Here is a 16,913-nt window from a genome sequence, read left to right on the forward strand (position 1 = left end):
GTTGGTGAAATTTGGGTTGGCAGTCGTGGAGTGATTGCTCGAATCTGATACCACTGTAATACCACATGTCCGAACTAAAACGCCGGCTTGCGGTGCTGCAGCGGGGACAGCATGACGCTGCCGTGATCACTGACAGAATTGAGGAGGTCCGAATGTCGAAACTTTCGTTGACGTTGTCGGCGCTGTTTGGAGGGGCTGGCTTGTTGTTGAGCAGCGCGGCGGCGTTCGCCGCGCCGGCCTGCAGCGCGTGGAGCAATGCGCAGACCTATAACGGCGGCGATTACGCCTTGTACGCCAACAAGACCTGGCGCGCCAAGTGGTGGACGCAGAACAATCAGCCGGGCGCGGATCAATGGGGACCGTGGGAGGAGAGGCCGGCTAGCGAATGCATCCCGGGCGGCGGCGACCCCGGCCCCGGGCCGGGCACGGGCGTGCCGCCCGAGCCGACGCCGACGGTGGGCCGCCATGTTGGTTCCTATTTTGCGCAATGGAGCATTTACGGCCGTAATTACAAGCTGCGCAATCTGGTGGACGCAGGCGGCGACAAGAAGCTGACCTTCCTGAACTACGCTTTCGGCAATGTCTACGCCGACGGCAAATGCGGCATGGTGACTCGCGCGGAGAACGGCAACGGCGACGGCGGCGATGCTTGGGCCGATTACCAGAAGTCCTTCGGCGCCAACGAGTCGGTGGACGGCAAGGCCGACACCTGGAGCGACCCGTTGCGCGGCAACTTCAACCAATTGCGCAAGTTGAAGCTGGCCAACCCCTCGCTGAAAGTGCTGATTTCGCTGGGAGGCTGGACCTGGTCTAAGAATTTCGGCAAATTCGCCGCCACCGACGCCGGCCGCAAGGCCATGGTGGCGTCCTGCATCGACCTGTACCTGAAAGGCAATTTGCCGGTGGGCGAGAACGCCGGCGGTGCCGGAGCGGCCAAGGGGGTGTTCGACGGCATCGATATCGACTGGGAATACCCGGGTGGCGGCGGTCTGCCGAGCAATAGCGTGGACCCCAACGACAAGCAGAACTTCACCTTGCTGATGGCGGAATTCCGCAGCCAGTTGGATGCCTTGACCTCGCAGAACAAGCGTCGATACTACCTGACCGCGGCCATTGGCTCCGGTGTCGATAAAATCCGCCAGACCGAGCCGGCCAAGTACGCGGCCTACATGGACTGGATCAATGTGATGACCTACGACTTCAACGGCGGCTGGGACGCAAAAGGGCCGACCAACTTCCAGTCCAATCTGTTCCGCGATCCGGCCGCTCCGGTGACCGGAGATCGCGTTTACTACAATGTGGACGACTCGATCCAGACCTTGGTCAAGGCCGGCGTGCCCAAGGCCAAGCTGAACGTGGGCATCCCGTTCTATGGACGCGGCTGGGCCGGCGTGGCGGCCGGACCCAAGGGCGATGGCTTGTACCAGGTGGCCACCGGCGCGGGCAAAGGCACTTACGAAGCCGGCATTGAGGACTACAAAGTGCTGAAAACCCGCTCCGCCAAGCAGTTTGTGCATCCGGTGAGCAAGCAGCTGTGGACTTACGACGGCAACGAGTTCTGGAGCTATGACGACCCGGCCACCATCCGCACCAAGCTTGACTATGTGCGTCAGCAACAGCTGGGCGGGGTGTTTAGCTGGTCCTTGGATGGCGACGACGCCCAGGGCACCTTGCTGAAGACCACCAGCGAAGTGCGTCAGGATGCCGCCGCGGCCAAGAAGAAGGCGGCGGCCAAGACCTCGGCCGCATCGCCGCTGAAGTAAGCCGGCAGTCGCCATAGAGACGCCGCCGGGCATGCCCGGCGGTTTTTTGTTTAAGCCGCGCTCTTTTCCAGTTCGGCGATCTCGCGCACCCGCAAGGGCTTGGGTGTTTCGTCCAGATTGGACCACACCCAGTTGAAGTGATCGATGACCTGTTCCGCGCTCAGCCCCGGCCGCGGTTTGCAGGTGTGGGCGTCGGCGATCAGCGTGACGGTGTACTCCTGCGACATGGCCGAGCGCAGTGTGCTGTCCACGCAAAATTCGGTGGCGGAGCCAGCCAGCCAGAGTTCGTCGACATCGCTGCCGCGCAGCAGCTCGCTCAGAGTGGTGCGCTGGAAGCTGTCGCTGAATCGCTTGTGAACCACAGCGTCGTTGTCCAGCCGCGCCAGCGCCGGGTGCAGCTGCCAGGCCTCGCTGTCGCGCGCCAGATCGCTGCCGGGGCCGCTGTCATGCTGGATGAAGATCACCGGCATGTCTTGGCGGCGCGCCAGCGCGATGGCGCGGTTGAGGTTGGCCAACACGGCGTCGGCGCGGCCGGCGCGAGGCCTGCCTTCGATCTGACCGTACTGAACATCGATGACGATCAGCGCTTTATTGCCCATGGCCAACCTCCTCGCTTACAGCAGCACGCGTTCGATGCCGCCATCGCGCGCTTGCTCCACGTACTGTTTCAACCAATCCGGGCCCAGCACATGCTTGGCGATTTCCACCACAATATAGTCGGCCTCGGTGCCGGTATCCGGGCTATAGCGCGACAGACCTTGCAGGCAGGACGGGCAGGAGGTCAGGATCTTCACCGGTTGGGCCGGTTTGGCGCCGCCGGTCAGGGTTTGCAGATTCTTGTTGATTTCCTCTTCCTTGCGCGAGCGCACCTGGGTGGCGATGTCCGGCCGGCTGGCGGCAAAGGTGCCGGATTCCCCGCAGCAGCGGTCCGAAAGAGCCACGCCGCCGCCCAGCAGTTCATTGACCACCTTCATCGGCTGATAGGCCTTCATCGGTGTATGGCAGGGATCGTGATACAGGTACTGCTGACCGCCGACGCCGTCCAGCTTGACGCCTTTTTCCATCAGGTATTCATGGATGTCGATGATGCGGCAGCCGGGGAAGATGTCCTCGAAGCGGTATTGCGATAACTGGTCGTAGCAGGTGCCGCAGCTGACCACCACGGTTTTGATGTCCAGATAATTCAGCGTGGTGGCCACGCGGTGGAACAGCACCCGGTTCTCCGTGGTGATGGCGTCGCCCTTGTCCTGATAGCCGGCGCTGGTCTGAGGATAGCCGCAGCACAGATAGCCGGGCGGCAGCACTGTCTGCGCGCCGACATGCCACAGCATGGCCTGGGTGGCGAGGCCGACTTGGCTGAACAAGCGCTCCGAACCGCAGCCGGGGAAGTAGAACACCGCTTCAGCGTCTTCAGAGAGCTTGGGGTTGCGGATGATGGGCACGATGCTGGCGTCTTCCACGTCCAGCAGCGCGCGCGCGGTTTTCTTGGGCAGGCCGCCGGGCATGGGCTTGTTGATGAAGTGGATCACCTGCTCCTTGACCGGAGCCTTGCCGACGGTGGCCGGAGGTTGCCGGGTCTGGGAGCCTATCAGCCCCAGGCGTTTGCCCACCGCGTTGCCCAGCCGTTGGGCTTTGTAGGCGACGCCGACCAAGCCTGTGCGCAGCGCCTTGATGGTGGCCGGATCCTTGGCGGTAAGAAAGGCCATGCCGACGGCGGTGCCGGGGTTGAAGCTCTTGTTGCCGGTCTTGCGCAGGAAGTTGCGCATGGCCACCGAAACATCGCCGAAGTCGATCTTGACCGGGCAAGGTTTGACGCAACGATGGCAGACCGTGCAATGGTCGGCCACGTCGGACAGTTCCTCGAAGTGCTTGAGGCTGACGCCGCGGCGGGTCTGTTCCTCGTAGAGGAAGGCCTCGGTCAGCAGGCCGACGCCGAGTATCTTGTTGCGCGGCGAATACAGCAGATTGGCGCGCGGCACATGGGTGGAGCATACCGGTTTGCACTTGCCGCAGCGCAGGCAGTCCTTGATCGAGTCGCTGATGGCGCCGATGTCGGACTGTTCCAGAATCAGAGACTCGGCGCCCAGCAAAGAGAACGACGGGGTATAGGCCATGGCGAGGTCGGCGCCGGGCAGCAGTTTCCCGCGGTTGAAGTGGCCGTTGGGGTCCACTTGCTGTTTGTAGGCGCGGAAAGGGGCGATTTCCTCCTCGCTGAGGAATTCCAGCTTGGTGATGCCGATGCCGTGCTCGCCGGAAATCACGCCGCCCAGCGCGCGCGCCAGCGCCATGATGCGTTCCACCGCCTTGTGCGCGGTTTGCAGCATCTCGTAGTCGTCGGAGTTGACCGGCAGGTTGGTGTGGACGTTGCCGTCGCCGGCGTGCATGTGCAGGGCGACGAAGACGCGGCTGCGCAGCACTTTTTGCTGGATGGCGCGGATGGCGGCCAGAATGGGGCCGTCGGTGTTGCCGGAGAACAGTTGTTCCAGTTCCGCCTGCATTTCGCGCTTCCAGCTGACGCGCACGACCAGATCGCGCAGCGCGTGAAATACGGTGTCTGGAGCGGCGGTGGCGTCCTCCAGCGGCGCGTGCGGCCAGCGTTCGCGGTATTCGTGGAAGGGACGGTCAAGGTGTTCCAACAGCCACTGCCAGCGGTCGCGAGTGATGGCGAGCTGGGACAGCGCCGAGGCGCGGCGGTCGCCGATCAGCTCTTCTGACGGCAGATTGGTGTCCAGCTTGTCCACTGGCAGCCGGCCGTGGAAATACTCGGTCAGGGTGTCGAGCAGGCGCAGCTTGTTCTGGATCGACAATTCGATGTTGATGCGCTCGATGCCGTCGCTGTAGTCGCCCAGCCGCGGCAGCGGAATCACCACGTCTTCGTTGATCTTGAAGGCGTTGGTGTGCTTGGCGATGGCTGCGGTGCGGCTGCGGTCCAGCCAGAAGCGCTTGCGCGATTCCGGGGTAATGGCGATGAAGCCCTCGCCGTGGCGCGCATTGGCCAGCCGCACCACTTGGCTGGCGGCTTCCGCCACCGCATCCTCGTGGTCCGATACGAGGTCCGCAATCAACACCATCTTGGGCCGGCCCTTGCTTTTGGCCTTGGTCACATAGGACACCGCGCGCACATAGCGCCAGTCCAGATGTTCGAGGCCGGCCAGCTGCACGCCGGCGGCCAGCGCGGCGCCGCCGGGCTTGAACAAATCGGTGATTTCGACGATGGCCGGCGTGGCTTCGGCCACGGTGCCGAAGAATTCGAGGCAGACGGTGCGAATATGCTTGGGCATGCGGTGCAGCACGAAGCGCGCGCTGGTGATGATGCCGTCGCAGCCTTCTTTTTGCACGCCGGGCAGGCCGGCCAGGAATTTGTCAGTAACGTCTTTGCCCAGGCCCACTTTGCGGAAGGCGCTGCCGGGAATGTCCAGCTGACGGCTGGATACGACGGTGCGACCGTCATCCTTGAGCTGGCTGATGCGGAAGCGGGCGACGTCGACGTCGTGGATCTTGCCGTAGTTGTGGCCCAGGCGTTCAATGAATTGCCATTGGCCGTCCGCGTCCACCATTTTCCAACTGGCGAGGTTGTCCAGCGTGGTGCCCCACAGCACTGCTTTCTTGCCGCCGGCGTTCATTGCGATATTGCCGCCGATACAGGAGGCCTCCGCCGAGGTGGGGTCCACCGCGAACACCAAGCCGGCCGCCGCCGCGGCCTCGGCGACGCGGGCGGTGACCACGCCGGCGCCGCACTGTATGGTGGCGCGGGGGCCGTCCAGGCCGGGCAGCTCGATCTGTTCGACGCCGAGGTGGCGGTCCAGCTTCTCGGTATTGATCACTGCGCTCATGCGGTCCAGCGGCACCGCGCCGCCGGTGTAACCGGTGCCGCCGCCGCGGGGGATGATGGTGAGGCCCAGCTCAATACAGGCGCGCACCAGCGGCGCGATTTCAGCCTCGCTGTCCGGGCTCAGCACTACAAACGGATATTCGACTCGCCAGTCCGTCGCGTCGGTGACGTGGGCGACGCGGGACAGGCCGTCGAACTGGATGTTGTCGCGGCGGGTGAGCCGGGACAGCTTCTTGAGAATTTTGGCGCGCAGCTCGCGGGTGTCTTCGAACTGTTCCGCGAAGCGCTCGACGGCGGCACGCGCCGCCGTCAGCATTTTGCCCACCTTGTCGTTGCCCTCGCGGCGCTTTTCCACCTCGGCCAGCCGGTGGCGCATCGCATCCACCAAGGCCGCCAGCCGCTTGGGGTTGTCCAGCAGATCGTCGACCAGATAGGGATTGCGGTCCACCACCCAGATATCGCCCAAGACCTCGAACAGCATGCGGGCGGAGCGGCCGGTCTTGCGTTCGGCGCGCAGCTCCTCCAGCAGTTTCCACATCGGCGCGCCCAGCAGGCGGATGAAAATCTCGCGGTCGGAATACGAGGTGTAGTTGTACGGGATCTCCCGCACACGGGCTTGGGTGGTGGTGGTCATTGTCCGTGCAGCTGTCATTATTGGAAAAACGTCCACCAGTGTAGCCCAATTGTTGCGTTGCGAAAAACCCGCATTCACTAGGGATTTCCTTCTTTACTTCAAGATATTGGAGCGGATTGTATATTGTTGGGCAAGACAGAGCGGGCCCATCTCGGCGGCTTGGCCGCGCTGGGGACGGAATGGTGTGCGCTATTCCATTTACAGGGCGAAAGCTGCTGATTTTATGCTTTTTATGGGTAAACTGAGGCTTGAACGCGCCGCGCTGATCGGGATGGCGCGGCCACGACGGGAATGGAGAATGTGATGATGTGGAAGAAGTGGGCTATGGCCTTGCTGCTGGCGGCGTCGCTGAGTGGCTGCGGCTACAACGCGATGCAGACTCAGGACGAGGCGGCCAACGCGGCCTGGTCCGAAGTCATCAATCAATACCAGCGACGCGCGGACCTGATCCCCAATCTGGTCAAGACGGTGCAAGGCTACGCCAAGCATGAAAAAGACGTGTTGACCCAGGTGACCGCCGCTCGGGCGCGGGTGGGTAGCATCCAGGTGGATCCATCGATGGCGACGGACGAAAAAAAGCTCAATGACTTCGCCGCGGCGCAGAATCAGCTGGGTTCGGCGCTGTCACGCTTGCTGGTGGTGTCGGAGAATTACCCGCAGCTGAAGGCGGATCAATCCTTCCGCGATCTGCAGGCGCAGCTGGAGGGCACCGAAAACCGCATTGCGCTGGCGCGCAAGCGCTATATCGATTCGGTGCAGGCGTACAACAGCACGGTGCGCACCTTCCCCAATAATTTGACCGCGATGATGTTCAGCCTGAAAACCCGGCCTAATTTCACGGTGGAGAATGAGAAGGCCATCTCCGCCGCGCCTCAGGTCAACTTCGGCGAGCCGGAGGCGAGCAAATAAGATGACGGCGCTATGGCGTTGCTTGGGCTTCGCGTTGCTGCTATGCGTGCAGTTGGCGCGAGCGGAGCTGGCGGTGCCGCCGCCTAGCTCCCCCGTGGTGGACCTTGCCGGCTTCTTATCGGTGGACGAGCGAGGGCAATTGGAACAGCAATTGCTGACGTTTCATCAGCGCAAGGGCAGCCAGCTGGCGGTGTTGATCGTGCCGTCGGTGGAGCCGGAGACGCCGTTTGATTACGGCACTCGGGTGATGGATGCCTGGAAGCTGGGCCGCAAGGGAATAGACGACGGGGTGTTGTTGCTGATCGTTGCGGACCAGCGCAAGAGCCAACTGCTGGTGGGACGCGGCCTGGAGGGCGCGATTCCGGATATTTACGCCAAGCGCATCCTGCAGGATACGCTGCGTCCGCTGTTTAAACAGGGGCTGCGCTTCCAGGGCATACAGGCGGCGATTGCACAGCTGGAGGGCCTGATAGAGGGGGAGAAGCTGTCGTCGCCCCCGGCTCAGACCCAGCAGCAGGGCTGGGAGGATAGCTGGCCGGCGTTGGCGTTCGCGGTTTTGTTCGGCGCCGGCGTGGTTAGCCGTCTGTTCGGGCGGCTGATCGGCAGCTTCATCATGGGATGTCTGGGCATTGTCGCTGCCTTGCTGTTGGGCGCCGGCGTCATGTTTGCCTTGTTGGCCGGCGCGGTGGCGGCGCTGCTTTGCCTGGTGATCGGTTCCCATGGCGTCTCGTTCGGTGGCGGAGGAGGCGGCGGTTGGGGAGGCGGATCTGGAGGCAGCCGCGGAGGCGGCGGCTGGTCCGGCGGCGGCGGGGGTTTTGGCGGCGGCGGCGCTTCGGGAGATTGGTGATGTGGAAATCATGGAGTAGAGCGCTGCGTCACTTGGCCAGCACCGGCTGGTTGGCGCGGCGGTGGTTTCCCGCTTCGGAATTGGCGCGCTTGCAGCAGGGGATCGCGGCTTCGGAGCGTGAGCATGCGGGCCAACTGCGCTTTGTGGTGGAGTCGGCGCTGGACTGGCGAGACGCCTGGCGCGGCATGAGCGCGCGCGAGCGGGCGTTGGAGTGGTTTGGTCTGTTGCGGGTATGGGACACCGAGGAAAACACCGGCGTGTTGGTGTACGTGTTGCTGGCGGAGCGTCGCATTGAAATCATCGCCGACCGTGGCATTGATCGGCGGGTACCGCCCCAGGCCTGGGAGGACATTTGCGCCGAAGTCAGCCGCGCAATGGCGGAGCGCCAGCGGGTGGCCGGCCTGGAAGCAGGCTTGCGGCGCATACACGCCTTATTGATCGAGCATGCGCCGCGCCGGCATGGACCCGGCGTCAACGAGCTGCCGGACGAGGTGATCGTCCGCTGAGTCAGCTGGCGGCGTTGACGGCGAGCTGTGTCGCCAGCTGCACGGCTTCGAACAAGCTGCCGGGATGTGCGCGGCCGCTGCCGGCCAGGTCCAGCGCGGTGCCGTGGTCGACGGAGGTGCGGATGATGGGCAGGCCCAGCGTGATATTAATGCCGGCTCCGAAGCTGGCGTGCTTGAGCACCGGCAAGCCTTGGTCGTGATACATCGCCAGCACCGCGTCGCAATGCCGCAGTTTGTCCGGATTGAACAGGGTATCGGCGGGCAGGGGCCCGATCAGGTCCATGCCCTCGCCGCGCAGCCGAGTGAGCAAGGGTTCGATGATTTCGATTTCCTCGCGCCCCAGATGACCGCTTTCGCCCGCGTGCGGATTCAAGCCCGCCACCAGCACTCGCGGCGCGGCGATGCCGAACTTGGCGCGCAGGTCCGCGAGCAGGATGCGGATGACTTGTTCCAGATTGTCCGTCGTGATGGCGTCAGAGACATCGCGCAGCGGCAGGTGAGTCGTGGCCAGCGCCACGCGCATGCCGCCACCGGCCAGCATCATCACTACTTTGGAAGTCCGCGTGCGTTCGGCCAGGTATTCGGTATGGCCGGAGAAGGCGACGCCGCCATCGTTGATCACGCCCTTGTGCACCGGCGCGGTGACCATGGCGGCGAATTCTCCGGCCAAGCAGCCGTCTATGGCGCGGTCCAGCGTCGCCAGCACATAGCCGGCATTGGCCGGGTCCAGTTGTCCGGGGACGGCGGCGGCCGCCAGCGGCACATCGCAAACTTCCAGTCCCTGTTTGGGGGCGGGAGCGCCGGGCGCGTAATCATGCAGCGTAAGCGAGAGGCCAAGCTGACGCGCACGCGCGGCCAGCATGGCCTTGTCGCCGATCAGCACGCAACGCGAGCCGGTTCCGGCTTCCGTCAGCCTCAGCGCCAAGTCAGGGCCTACGCCGGCGGGTTCGCCGGTGGTGACGGCCAATACGGGGACGTCCATGCTTACTTCTCGTCCAGCCGTTCTTCGACGAAGGCCGAATCGCGCAGCTGGCGCACCCAGTCGGCGTACGCTTGTTCGATCTTGCGGGAACGGATCTGCTGTTTGACCGCCAGTCGCTCGCGGTCGCCGGACACGTCCTGATTGCGCTTGCCTTCCACCAGGATCAAATGCCAGCCGAAGGGGGTGCGCACCGCTTGCGACAGTTGGCCGATGGGCAATTGCGTCATCGCGCTTTCAAAATCCGGCACCAAGTCGCCCAGATTGACCCAGCCCAGATCGCCGCCTTTGGCGTTGCTGCCGTCTTCGGAGTAGAGCTTGGCCATGTCGGCGAACTTGGCGCCGCGCTGGATGCGATCACGCACTTGTTCGATGCGAGTTTTGGCGTCGCTGGCCGACACCGCTTCGTTGGTGCGGATCAGAATGTGGCGCACATGATATTGCTCCACCATCATCGGCGCGCCGCTGTCGCGCTTGTCCTGCAGTTGGAAGATGAAGAAGCCTTGCTGGGTGCGGATCACATTGGTGTGCTGGCCGGTTTTCAGTTGTTCCAGCATCTGCACGAATTCAACCGGCAGCGACACTGCGCTGCGCCAGCCCATGTCCCCGCCCTTCAGCGCATTGGGCGCATCGGAGTAGCTGGCCGATACTTTGGCGAAGGACTGTCCCGCCTCCAGCTCCGCCAGCGCTTTTTCGGCTTTCTTCGACAGGGTGTCGATCTGCTTGGCGTCGGCGCGTTCGGGAACATTGACCAGGATGCTGGCCAGGTGGTATTCGGCGCGGTTTCCGCTCTGTGCGCTTTTCAGCACTTGGTCGACTTCGGTTTCGTTGACGTTGACCTTGGCGGCGACCTCGCTGTCACGCAAGCGAGCGATGGTCAGTTCTTTTCGGACTTCGGCGCGCAGCTTGTCGAAGGCTAGGCCTTCCTTGGCCAATTGGGCTTTCAGGCCGGCAACGTCCATCTTGTTCTGCTTGGCCAGATTGGCCACCGCCTGATCCACGGCGGCGTCGTCTATGCGCAGGCCGCCGCTGGCGGCGTACTGCAGTTGAACCTCCTCGGTGATCATCTGTTCCAGCATTTGCTTTTCCAGCACGGCGCGCGCTGGCGGCGTGACTTTCTGAGCCTGAAGCTGCTTGATGGCCTCGTCGACGCGGGTTTGCAGGTCCAGCCAGGTGATCACATTCTTGTTGACCACTGCAACGATGCGGTCCACTTCTTTGACCGGGGTTGCGGGAGCGGCGATGGCGCCTTGCAGGGCGCCGGCTAGCAGCAGGGCGAGCAGAGTCTGTTTCATGATCATCGCTTATAAATCGTTAGTCTTGCTATAGCCGGGAATCGCCAGCTTCAGCGTGTTGAGCGGATTGTTGCCGAAGCCGCCAAGTCCCTTGAATTCCAGCTGGAAATAAATGGCGTTCTTGGTGGTGGTCAGGTCGCTGACATAGCGCTGGCCGACCAGCCGCGCCGACCAGCAACCGTCGTTGTACTCGAATCCGGCCAGTTGTTCCAGCGGCTTGCGGTCGGCCAGCGAGTAATTGTAGCGGCCCAGCGCATACCATTTCTTGGCGATCGGCCATTGCGCGCCGATGTCGACTTGGCGCAAGGGACCGTACAAGGAGGTGTTGTCGAGCTGTTCGTAGCGGCCATAGCGATAGCGCGCGCTGAGCACTTTGCCGGGCGCCGGGTTGTAGCGCAGCTGGGCGTTGTAGCGTTCGGTGGTTTTCAGCGCCTCATTCCACTCGTAGGAGCTGTCCAGCCGCCAGCCCTGGGCCAGGTCGCCGCTGGCGCCCAGCAAGAGATTGGAGCCGCTGACGGTGCGCTGTCTCGGCACGCCGGCCAGAGAGATGTCGTCCTGATTGAAATAGTAACGCTTGCCCACGGTCAGCCGGATCCGTTCCATACCGTTTTCCTGGTTGATCAGGCGGCTGGTTAGCGCCGTGGTCAGCTGATTGGCGCCATTGATGCGGTCAGATCCGGAAAAGCGGTTCTCGGTGAACAACTGCGCAAAGTTGAAATCATTCTCCGAGGTGTCGAAGTTGGGCAGATTGTTTTGGTTGCGCGTCGGGATATTGACATAGAACAGTCGCGGCTCCAGCGTCAGCAGGTGATCCTGTCCCAAGAACTCGGTATCGCGGTCGAAGTAGAGGCCGGCGTCGGTGCTAAAGATGGGCAGGCTGCGTGACACCGAGCGGCTTTGCTGCCCAGGCAGCGCATCCAACTGGTATTCAGTCAGATGCATGCCGATCTTGGGTCGTATAAAGCCCCAGCTCTTGTCCAGACTCCAGGTGAGGCTGGGATAGGCGACCAGGCGGTCGCCGTTTTGCAATGTCGGGTGGGAGAAGCGGGTCAACTCGCTCTGCAGGTTGGCGCTGAAGCCTTGGGGCAACTGTTGGTTGGCGTTAAAGATGAGTTGCGGCAGCCGCGCGTAAGGGATATCGCCGGGGGCGGGGTTCTCCAGCAGAGTCTGGTAGCGCTGCGCGCGCAAGGTGGCGTTGGCCGAACCGCCCTGCCAGCCGAAACCGTAGCTGAGCAAGGCTTCTCGTACTAGGTTGACGTTGGTGGCGATGCTGAGTCGGTCGCCAAAATCCTTGAAGTAGTTGGGGTCCGAGACGTAGTTGGCGGTGTAGCCGAAAGTCAGACCCGGGGCCAAGGTCTGGTTATGGCTCGCATACCAAGCGTAGCGATTTTTATCGGTGACCTTGTCCTTGGGCAGTTGCTCTGTGTAGATCGAGCCGGAGTAATTGGGCTGTAGGTAGCGGAACTCCGCGCCTAGCATGGTGCCGTGCTTGTCGTTGAAATGCGGAGTGATGGTCGCGTCGTAGTTGGGCGCGATATTCCAGTAATAAGGCAGCGCCACTTCAGTACCGTTGCTGCCGGTCTTGAAGGTGGGCGGCAGGAAACCGCTTTTGCGGTTGCCGTTGAGCGGAAAATCCATCCACGGCGTGTACAGGATGGGCACGCCGTAGAAATTCAGCCGCGCGTTGCGGGCGGTGCCGACGCCGTTGACATAGTCCAGGTCCAGCAGCGAGGAGTTCAAATACCAGGAGTCATCGCCGGGTTCGCAGCTATTGATGCGGCTGTTGTAGACCCGGTACTGGTTCTGGCCGCGGAAGTCCACTTGCTGGCCGTCGCCGCGCATTGGCACCGTGCTCATGGGGCGGGCGCTGGCAGGCGCGCCTTTGGCGGCGGGCACGGGTTTCCCCATGGCGAATACCGGGTCCATGCCGGTGCCGCTGTAGTTGGCCACGTTGTAATCCAGCGTGGTGCCGGTCACCACATCGACTCCGCGCGTCATTTTGAAGCGGTCGCCGGCCTTGACTCGGTCCTTGTTCTGGTAATAGTCCAGCCAGTCGGACTCCAGCTTCTGGTCGTCGCGAGTGACCACCACGTTGCCGCGGGCCTTCAGCTCCACATTCATCTCGCCGTCCATATCGTCGGCGGTGACGTGGGTCTGGCCTTCGGCCTTGGGCGGGGTGGGCAGGGCGATCGGGGCGTCTTCATCGGCCAAGGCCAGCGTCGGCTGCAGTGAAAACGCGGCCGCCAGCGCCAAGGCTATCGGATTGGGTTTGATTCTGGGCATGCACAAAGCCATATCTAAGGGGCGGCGGGGCAGTATAAAATCAGCCAATTCTATCAGCACCAAGACGAAGCGACATGCATAGACAGGAACTCATCAAAAAATGGCTGGCGGATTTGTACCCGGGGCAGGACCTCGGGCTCGAATTCGCCGCCGCGGATGCCGACTTCCGGCGCTACTTCCGTGCGACCTGGCCGGATGGCGCGAGTTGCATCGTGATGGATGCGCCGCCGGAAAAAATGAGCACCGACGCCTATGTGCAAGTGCGCGATGTTTTCGCCATGGTCAATGTTCCCAAGCTGCTGGCCCGTGATCGCGAACAAGGTCTGTTATTGCTGGAGGACCTGGGCCGGGTGACCTATCTGGCGGCCTTGGAGCATGATGGGCGCGAGCAGGTGCAGCGCCATCTGCTGCTGGAGGCGCTGGATACCTTGGTGGAGATCCAATCCGCCAGCCAGCCGGGGGTGTTGCCGGAATACGACGAAGCGCTGCTGACGCGCGAGTTGAATCTGTTTCCGGAATGGTTCTGTGCCAAAGAATTGGGACGACCGTTGAATGTTGCCCAGCGTCAGTTGTGGGACGCTGGGGTCAAGGCCTTGCTGCCGGTGTTGCTGGCCCAATCCAAGGTGTTTGTGCATCGGGATTTCATTGTGCGCAATCTGATGCTGACCCCAGGGAAGCCTGGGGTGTTGGATTTCCAAGACGCGGTGTACGGCCCTGTGAGCTATGACATCGTCAGCCTGTTGCGCGACGCCTTTATAGAATGGGAAGAGCCTTTTGTGCTCGATATCGCGATCCGCTATTGGGAAAAGGCGCGCGCCGCCGGCCTGCCGGTGCCGGCGGAGTTCGATGTTTTCTATCGTGATTTCGAGTGGATGGGGGTGCAGCGCCACTTGAAAGTGGCTGGCATCTTCTCGCGTTTGTTCCATCGAGACGGCAAGGACAAGTATCGCGAGGAGATTCCGCGTTTCATCAAATATCTGAAACGCACCACTCGTCGTTACCAGGAACTGGCGCCGTTCTATCAATTGCTGCTGCAGTTGGTGGGCAAGGATCAGACCGACGAAGAACTGCAGTCGGCCTATCCGGTAATGAGTTACAAGGGGTGAGCATGCCTAAAGCCATGATTCTGGCCGCCGGCCGCGGCGAGCGAATGCGGCCGCTGACCGACCATGCGCCGAAGCCCTTGTTGGCCGTGGGCGGCAAGCCCTTGATTGTTTGGCAGATCGAACGCCTGGTGGCTGCGGGTTTCGCCGATATCGTGATCAATCACGCCTGGCTTGGGGCGCAGATTGAACGGGCACTGGGTGACGGCGGCCGCTTTGGCGCACGTATCGCTTACTCCGCCGAGGGCAAGCCATTAGAGACCGCCGGTGGCATCGCCAAAGCCTTGCCCCTATTGCGAGAAGGCAGAGAGCTCGCCTTTCTGTGCGTGGCGGCGGACATCTACACCGATTATGACTATGCCTGCCTGCTGCCGCGGCTGGACGCGCTGGAGCGGCGGGAAGAGCCGGGAATGTACCTGGTGATGACCGATAATCCGGACTTCCACGCCGGTGGCGATTTCGCGCTGGCACCGGATGGGGGCTTGCGAGCCGACGGCGAGCGCAAACTGACTTTCTCCAGCATCGGTCTTTACGATACCCGTATGTTTGCCGGGCTTCCCGCGGGCCGTTTCGCGCCGATGCGCCCGTTCTACGATGCCGCGATCGCGGCGGGGCGGGCCAGCGGCGAGTACTTCAACGGCGTCTGGCACAATGTAGGCACGCCGCAGCAATTGCAGCAGTTGGATGCGCAATTGCGCGCCGGTCCGGGCTGAGGAAATGTCGGCTTCGTCTCTTCCCGGCGCGCGTCGTATTCTCGGCATCGATCCCGGCAGTCGCATTACCGGCTTCGGGGTGATCGATTTGCTGGGGCAGCAGCGCCATTACGTGGCCTCCGGCTGCATCCGCACGCCGCAGGGCGCGCCCTTGAGTGAACGCATACGCGTGATCGTCGACGGCTTGTTCGGCGTGATCGATACCTACCGGCCGCAGGCGGCGGCGGTAGAGCAAGTGTTCGTCAACGTTAATCCCGCTGCCACGCTGATGTTGGGTCAAGCGCGCGGCGCCTGCATTACTGCGCTGGTGTTGAGGGATTTGCCGGTGGCGGAATATACCGCGCTGCAGGTCAAGCAGTCCGTCGCAGGTCACGGCAAGGCCGCCAAGGAGCAGGTGCAACACATGGTGGTGCGTATGCTGAATTTGTCCGGCACGCCCCAGGCCGATGCCGCCGATGCGTTGGCGGTGGCCTTGGCGCACGCCAACCTCAGCGCCGGAGCCTTAGGCCAGCTGGCGCAAAGCGGCCTGAAAATTCGAGGCGGCCGGCTGGTGTAGCCGGCGTGCCTGTAATCGCTTGAAGAAAGAACCCGAACATGATTGGACGCCTGAGCGGCAACCTCATCGAAAAACTCCCTCCGCAAGTGGTGCTGGACGTCAACGGAGTCGGCTATGAAATCGATGTGCCGATGACCACTTTTTACCAACTGCCGGCTCTGGGTCAAAAAACCACGCTGTTCACCCACCTGGTGGTAAGAGAAGACGCCCACCTGCTGTTCGGCTTCGCCAGCAAGGAGGATAGACAGACCTTCCGGCAATTGGTGAAGGTAACCGGCATCGGCGCCAAGATCGCCCTGGCGATCCTCTCCGGCATGACTACCGACGACTTGGCGGTGGCGGTGGCCAGCGAGGATATCAAACGCCTGTCCGCGGTGCCGGGCATCGGCAAGAAAACCGCGGAACGCCTGGTGCTGGAGTTGCGCGGCAAATTGGCCACCGGCAGCAATCTGACCGCCCCGGGAGGCCTGGCTTTCGCCGCCACGCCGGATGAGAAGGGCGACATCGTCAACGCCTTGTTGGCGCTGGGGTACAACGAGAAGGAGGCTGCCGCCGCCACCAAGGGCTTGCCGGCTGACGTGACGGTGAGCGAGGGCGTGCGTCTTGCCTTGAAGAGTCTGATGAAGTTTTAAGAACCTGTTTACGATCTTGCGAGCAAGAGCGAGACAAGGCGAAAACGAGCGAAAAAGCGGAATGTACACGTGGTACATGAGCATTTTGAGCTTGTTTTTAACGCCGTATCGCCGAAGCGCAGCAGACTTTGAACAGGTTTAAGACCCGCGAACAAAACCCCTGATCCTGCGTTGCGCCTCCTTGTCGTACGACTGGTACTGCCTGCGTCGGCACGCCTTGGCTCAGGTGGACTGCGAGGTTTTGCTAGTGGCTCTAAGAGGGACCGCGGTGTGCGTTGGCCTCGCATAAAAAAAGCCGCCCAGAAGGGCGGCGAATGGAGGCGGGCACACATGCGTGTGTTCCTTGGGACGACTCCGGGTAAAGCGAGTATCGGCGCGACAGGTCAGGGCAAGCGAGCCAGGCGGGTTGCGCGCCGATGAATGAAAGCGGAATTAGCCAGCGGCTTTGAGAGTGACGTTGGTGCGCACCGAGGTCACGCCCGGCACGCGGGAGGCTTCTTCAGCTACGCGGCGCAGCGCTTCTTCGCTAGGCGCGGTGCCATTCAGGGTGACTTCGCCTGCTTTCACACTGGTCTGGATATTGGCGCCAACCTGAGCCGCGGCTTTGGCGACGGCTTCCTGAACCGCCTGGTTCAGACCGGTGGCTGCGCTTGGCGTAGCTTCGGCGATAAAAGCTTCAGCAGCGCTGGCGTCGCCTTTGGCCGCGGTGGCGCGTTGGGCTTGCTCGGCCGGGGCGCTGGCGTCGCCTTTGGCCGCGGTGGCGCGTTGGGCTTGCTCGGCCGGGGCGCTGGCGTCGCCTTTGGCTGCGGTGGCGCGTTGGGCTTGCTCGGCCGGAGCGCTGGCGTCGCCTTTGGCTGCGGT

Annotated in this window: 14 protein-coding genes; 8 read left to right on the forward strand and 6 right to left on the reverse strand. The window is 62.6% G+C overall.

Translation table 11 applies throughout. The features are described 5' to 3' along the window. Positions 1-152: 152 nt before the first annotated feature. Positions 153-1,763 carry a glycosyl hydrolase family 18 protein gene (locus BR71_RS08555; RefSeq protein WP_043635665.1) on the forward strand — a complete coding sequence of 537 codons (1,611 nt, stop codon included), beginning with the start codon at positions 153-155 and terminating at the stop codon, positions 1,761-1,763. 50 nt (positions 1,764-1,813) lie between these two features. Here the strand turns inward: BR71_RS08555 and BR71_RS08560 are convergent, their stop codons facing one another. Together BR71_RS08560 and BR71_RS08565 are read right to left on the reverse strand one after the other, a co-directional pair. Further along, on the reverse strand, positions 1,814-2,362 hold the full coding sequence (locus BR71_RS08560) for a cysteine hydrolase family protein (protein WP_043635669.1): 549 nt from the start codon (positions 2,360-2,362) through the stop codon (positions 1,814-1,816). 15 nt (positions 2,363-2,377) lie between these two features. Beyond that, the gene (locus BR71_RS08565) at positions 2,378-6,229 is read right to left on the reverse strand and encodes a DUF3683 domain-containing protein (RefSeq protein WP_043635672.1); all 3,852 of its coding nucleotides are present in this window, start codon (positions 6,227-6,229) and stop codon (positions 2,378-2,380) included. 306 nt (positions 6,230-6,535) lie between these two features. Here BR71_RS08565 and BR71_RS08570 point away from each other — a divergent pair, with 306 nt between their 5' ends. The 3 genes from BR71_RS08570 to BR71_RS08580 are packed head-to-tail and all read left to right on the forward strand — an operon-like array spanning position 6,536 to position 8,491. Beyond that, positions 6,536-7,138 (forward strand): LemA family protein, encoded by a 603-nt coding sequence (locus tag BR71_RS08570; protein WP_085951887.1) that lies wholly within the window; start codon positions 6,536-6,538, stop codon positions 7,136-7,138. A 1-nt stretch (position 7,139) separates the two neighbouring features. After that, positions 7,140-7,985, forward strand: coding sequence for a TPM domain-containing protein (locus tag BR71_RS08575; RefSeq protein ID WP_043635674.1), 846 nt, complete (start codon positions 7,140-7,142; stop codon positions 7,983-7,985). Next, the gene (locus BR71_RS08580; protein WP_043635678.1) at positions 7,985-8,491 is read left to right on the forward strand and encodes a TPM domain-containing protein; all 507 of its coding nucleotides are present in this window, start codon (positions 7,985-7,987) and stop codon (positions 8,489-8,491) included. The genes BR71_RS08575 and BR71_RS08580 overlap by 1 nt, the downstream gene beginning before the upstream one ends. A 1-nt stretch (position 8,492) precedes the next feature. Here BR71_RS08580 and pdxA read toward each other — a convergent pair whose 3' ends face one another. The 3 genes from pdxA to BR71_RS08595 are packed head-to-tail and all read right to left on the reverse strand — an operon-like array spanning position 8,493 to position 13,048. Continuing rightward, positions 8,493-9,473 carry a 4-hydroxythreonine-4-phosphate dehydrogenase PdxA gene (pdxA, locus tag BR71_RS08585; RefSeq protein WP_043635682.1) on the reverse strand — a complete coding sequence of 327 codons (981 nt, stop codon included), beginning with the start codon at positions 9,471-9,473 and terminating at the stop codon, positions 8,493-8,495. Positions 9,474-9,475: 2 nt separating this feature from the next. Beyond that, a complete protein-coding gene (locus BR71_RS08590) occupies positions 9,476-10,765 on the reverse strand; it encodes a peptidylprolyl isomerase (protein ID WP_194427100.1) in 1,290 nt (429 codons plus the stop codon). Positions 10,766-10,774: 9 nt separating this feature from the next. Next, a complete protein-coding gene (locus tag BR71_RS08595) occupies positions 10,775-13,048 on the reverse strand; it encodes an LPS-assembly protein LptD (protein ID WP_043635737.1) in 2,274 nt (757 codons plus the stop codon). A 74-nt stretch (positions 13,049-13,122) separates the two neighbouring features. On the opposite strand from BR71_RS08595, the gene amgK reads away from it, so the two are divergent. Genes amgK through ruvA form a run of 4 tightly spaced genes read left to right on the forward strand, consistent with a single transcriptional unit; the run spans position 13,123 to position 16,052 of the window. Continuing rightward, complete coding sequence (gene amgK / locus BR71_RS08600; RefSeq protein ID WP_043635689.1) at positions 13,123-14,154, forward strand: N-acetylmuramate/N-acetylglucosamine kinase AmgK; 1,032 nt, start codon at positions 13,123-13,125, stop codon at positions 14,152-14,154. Positions 14,155-14,156: 2 nt separating this feature from the next. Next, positions 14,157-14,864 (forward strand): N-acetylmuramate alpha-1-phosphate uridylyltransferase MurU, encoded by a 708-nt coding sequence (murU, locus tag BR71_RS08605; protein WP_208854854.1) that lies wholly within the window; start codon positions 14,157-14,159, stop codon positions 14,862-14,864. A 4-nt stretch (positions 14,865-14,868) separates the two neighbouring features. Continuing rightward, complete coding sequence (gene ruvC, locus BR71_RS08610; protein WP_019100527.1) at positions 14,869-15,420, forward strand: crossover junction endodeoxyribonuclease RuvC; 552 nt, start codon at positions 14,869-14,871, stop codon at positions 15,418-15,420. Between the two features lie 38 nt (positions 15,421-15,458). Then, positions 15,459-16,052: a Holliday junction branch migration protein RuvA gene (gene ruvA, locus BR71_RS08615; protein ID WP_019100526.1), complete on the forward strand. Its 594-nt coding sequence runs from the start codon at positions 15,459-15,461 to the stop codon at positions 16,050-16,052. Between the two features lie 432 nt (positions 16,053-16,484). Here the strand turns inward: ruvA and BR71_RS24980 are convergent. Then, the coding region (locus tag BR71_RS24980; protein WP_156038912.1) for a BON domain-containing protein at positions 16,485-16,913 on the reverse strand (429 nt) is incomplete at its 5' end.

Origin of the sequence: Chromobacterium haemolyticum DSM 19808 (assembly GCF_000711885.1) — a bacterium.
GTDB lineage: Bacteria > Pseudomonadota > Gammaproteobacteria > Burkholderiales > Chromobacteriaceae > Chromobacterium > Chromobacterium haemolyticum.